The 3,868-nt window shown below is 67.2% G+C and carries 3 protein-coding genes; 2 read left to right on the forward strand and 1 reads right to left on the reverse strand.

The window, feature by feature from the left end; genetic code table 11:
• The first annotated feature begins 163 nt into the window (after positions 1-163).
• Together ACFX4F_RS20570 and recG are read left to right on the forward strand one after the other, a co-directional pair.
• On the forward strand, positions 164-550 hold the full coding sequence (locus tag ACFX4F_RS20570) for a RidA family protein (RefSeq protein WP_059064987.1): 387 nt from the start codon (positions 164-166) through the stop codon (positions 548-550).
• 7 nt (positions 551-557) lie between these two features.
• Positions 558-2,669, forward strand: a complete 2,112-nt coding sequence (recG, locus tag ACFX4F_RS20575; RefSeq protein WP_380658207.1) for an ATP-dependent DNA helicase RecG — start codon at positions 558-560, stop codon at positions 2,667-2,669.
• A gap of 187 nt (positions 2,670-2,856) precedes the next feature.
• Here recG and ACFX4F_RS20580 read toward each other — a convergent pair whose 3' ends face one another.
• The gene (locus ACFX4F_RS20580; protein WP_099820815.1) at positions 2,857-3,267 is read right to left on the reverse strand and encodes a hypothetical protein; all 411 of its coding nucleotides are present in this window, start codon (positions 3,265-3,267) and stop codon (positions 2,857-2,859) included.
• Positions 3,268-3,868 lie beyond the last annotated feature (601 nt).

The raw sequence follows: 3,868 nt of genomic DNA on the forward strand, positions 1-3,868 counted from the left end.
GCGCCGGGCCATGCCCGGCGAGCGCGCAGCGCGGCATGAATCAAATGCCGCCGGGCATGGCCCGGCGCTACCGAAGCGGCGCGGTAGATCCACGCCATGCGTGGATGCACCCCCACCCGGTACAATCACCGCTCTGTTTTCCCCCAACGCACCGGAGCGACCCATGTCCCGCCAGATCATCAACACCGAAAAGGCCCCGGCCGCCATCGGCCCGTACTCGCAGGCCGTGCGCGCCGGCAACACCGTGTATTTCTCCGGCCAGATTCCGCTCGACCCGGCCACCGGCGACATCGTCGGCGTGGGTGACGTCGAAGCACAGGCCCGTCGTGCCTTCGACAACCTCAAGGCCGTGGCCGAAGCTGCTGGCGGTTCGCTGGACAAGGTCGTGCGCCTCGGCCTGTACCTGACCGACCTGGCCGAATTCGCCAAGGTCAACGCCGTGATGCAGGGCTATTTCCAGGCCCCGTTCCCGGCCCGTTCCACCATCGAAGTCTCCGGCCTGCCGAAGGGCGCCAACTTCGAGGTTGACGCGGTGATGGTCATCGACTGACCGCCACGTGGCACGCAAGGCGGCGGTCACCCCGGCACTGGCACCGTCCGGTGAAGCATCGCTTGCGATGCTTGCCGGCGTCGGTCCGGCCGTGGCCGCCAAGCTGCAGGCGCGTGGCCTGGCCACCCTGCAGGATCTGTGGCTGCACCTGCCGCTGCGCTATGAAGACCGCACCCGGCTGACCCGCATCGAAGACCTGCGCAACGGCATTCCGGCGCAGGTGGAAGTGCGGGTGGTCGCCGTCGAGCGCGGCATGCGCTACCGGCCGATGCTGAAGGTGGCGGTGGAGGACGAAGGGCAGGGCACTCTGGTGCTGCGCTTCTTCCATTTCCGCCAGCAGCAGGTCGGCCAGTTCGCGGTCGGCAACCGGCTGCGCTGCTTCGGCACGCCCAAGCCGGGGCACCTGGGGTTGGAGATCGTCCATCCCAGTTACCAGGTGCTGGGGCGCAATGACGATCCCGATCTCGGCGACCGCCTCGACCCGGTGTATCCCACCGTCGAAGGCGTCGGCCCGATGACGATGCGCAAGCTGATCGGCCAGGCACTTGATCGCCTTCTGGAAGAAAGCACGCTGGAACTGTTGCCGACAGGCTGGCTCGATGGCCTCGGCCTGCCATCACTGCGCAGTGCGCTGCTGACCGTTCATCAGCCGCCGCCGGATGCAGACCTGGCCGCGCTCGCTGCCGGCACCCATCCGGCGCAGCGCCGGCTGGCGATGGAAGAACTGCTGGCCCACCACCTCAGCCTGCGTCGCCAGCGCATTGCGCTGCAGGCGCATCACGCACCGCCGCTGGCCGGCCCCGGCAAGCTGGCCAAGGCGCTGCTCAAGCAGCTGCCATTCGCGTTGACCGGTGCGCAGGCGCGCGTGTTCAAGCAGATCCGCGAAGACCTCGCGCGCCCCAGCCCGATGCTGCGGCTGGTGCAGGGCGACGTCGGCTCGGGCAAGACAGTAGTGGCCGCGTTGGCGGCGATGCTGGCGGTGGAGCAGGGCAAGCAGGTCGCATTGGCTGCCCCCACCGAACTGCTGGCCGAACAACATCTCAACAACCTGCGCGGCTGGCTGGAGCCGCTGGGCGTCCGCATTGCCTGGTTGGCCGGCAAGGTCACCGGCAAGGCGCGCGCGAAGGTGATGGAGCAGGTCGCCAACGGCGAAGCGCAGGTGGTGGTGGGCACCCACGCGCTGATGCAGGAAGCGGTGGTGTTCCAGGATCTGGCCCTGGCCATCGTCGACGAGCAGCACCGCTTCGGCGTGCACCAGCGGCTTGCGCTGCGCGACAAGGGCAAGGGCGGCAACAACGTGCCGCACCAGCTGGTGATGACCGCCACGCCGATTCCGCGCACGCTGGCGATGTCCGAGTACGCCGACCTGGATGTATCGGCCATCGACGAGCTGCCGCCGGGCCGCACGCCGGTGCAGACCGTGGCACTGAACAATGATCGTCGCCCCGAGCTGATCGAGCGCATCGCCCTGGCATGCCAGGAAGGGCGGCAGGTCTATTGGGTATGCACGCTCATCGAAGAAAGCGAAGAGCTGGATGCCACGCCCGCGCAGGCCACCTACGAATCGCTGCAGGCGCTGCTGCCTGGCGTGCGCGTGGGGCTGGTGCATGGCCGGCTGAAAGCGGCCGAGAAGCTGGCGACGATGGTCGCGTTCAAGGCCGGCGACATCGATCTGCTGGTAGCCACCACCGTGATCGAAGTTGGCGTGGACGTGCCCAACGCCTCGCTGATGGTGATCGAGAATGCCGAGCGCCTGGGCCTGGCCCAGTTGCACCAGCTGCGTGGCCGCGTCGGGCGTGGTTCGGCGGTGTCGCGCTGCGTGCTGCTGTACCAGGCACCGCTCTCGCAGATGGCGCGCGAACGCCTGCAGACCATGCGCGAGACCAACGACGGTTTCGTCATCGCCGAGAAGGATCTGGAACTGCGCGGTCCCGGCGAACTGCTGGGCACCCGGCAGACCGGCCTGGCCGGTTTCCGCATCGCCGATCTGGCGCGCGATGCGGGCCTGCTGCCGGGTGTGCATGCGCTGGCCGAACGCCTGCTGGCGCAGCAACCGGCGCTTGCAGATCGCGTGGTGCAGCGCTGGATCGGCACGGCCGTGCGGTACGCCTCGGCCTGACTGACCGGTTACGGTCGGATCCCTTTGCCGAGCAAAGGGCTCTGACCCCGCAAGAACCAGGACATCCGCCGCGGGCTGGTAGAGCCGAGCCCATGCTCGGCTGCTGTTCGCGCTGCGCGCGTGAGTCGAGCATGGCTCGACTCCACAACAGCCTATCCACGCATGGCGTGGATCTACTGGGCATTTGCTAGACGGCCGGCAACTGCGTACCCATGTATTCGGACAAACCACGGCAGGCCAGCAGCAGTCCTTCGCGGATGTCATCGCCTATCTGCTGCACTTCTTCGCCGTCCACGCGCACGCGCTCACTGGCGTGCAGCATCTCCAGCAGCAGGATCAGCCCGGCATTGGCGCGGTCGATGCGGGCCAGCGCCACACGTTGGCCAGGTGTATGCCAGCGGCTCGGCCACGGCTGACCATCGGCACCTTCGCCCTGGCGGATGCGCTTGAGGCAACCCAGCAGGGTGAAGCCGTTGTCCGTAGGGCCGGTCGCAGGGGCGGACAGCGTGGTTTCCAGCGCCTGCGCCAGCTCATCGGGGATGCTGGCGGCGGCATCGCCCAGCGTGGCGAACAGGAAGGGATAGCGGGATGCGGTCATGTCGTCAGTCCTTGTGCGCAAGGCAGGAGGCCACCCACGCGAAGGCGAGGGTGGCGGGCGGTGAGTGGTTGCAATACCGGTGACTGCCTCAAGAACGCCGGCGGGCGCGAAGCCCCCACGCACCGCCCGCCATAAAACGCACGGACGGATTGCCTGCCGGACGCCACGCAGGAACACGCGCGCAACGCCGGCAGGCAAGCGTAAACAACAAGGCAGTCAAACGGGATTGCAAGCCCGTGCCATCCGTTGTCGATGGCCTCTCATGATGTCCACGACAGCCCTCGTCGCTTCAATGAGAATCATTGGAAAAGTCGAAAACCATGCAATTGCAGCGTGGCCCTGCAAGGCAGGCCGATTACGTCATCCTTCTCGATCCTTCCGACATCCATCCACGCATGGCGTGGATCTACTGTGTCGACCAAGGTCGACACCCACCAACAGCAGCATGGTCGACACCCACCAGGAGCAGGCCATGCCATTCCGACAGATCGCGGAAATCTGTCGAAGGCGGGGTGGGTCCGGTGGCGGGGGCGTGAGCCGCATGGATGCGGCGACCGAGCTTACATGGACGTACTTGCAGCGCCCCCCGCCACCGGACCCA

This window comes from Stenotrophomonas sp. YIM B13575 (assembly GCF_042787595.1).
GTDB lineage: Bacteria > Pseudomonadota > Gammaproteobacteria > Xanthomonadales > Xanthomonadaceae > Stenotrophomonas > Stenotrophomonas lactitubi_B.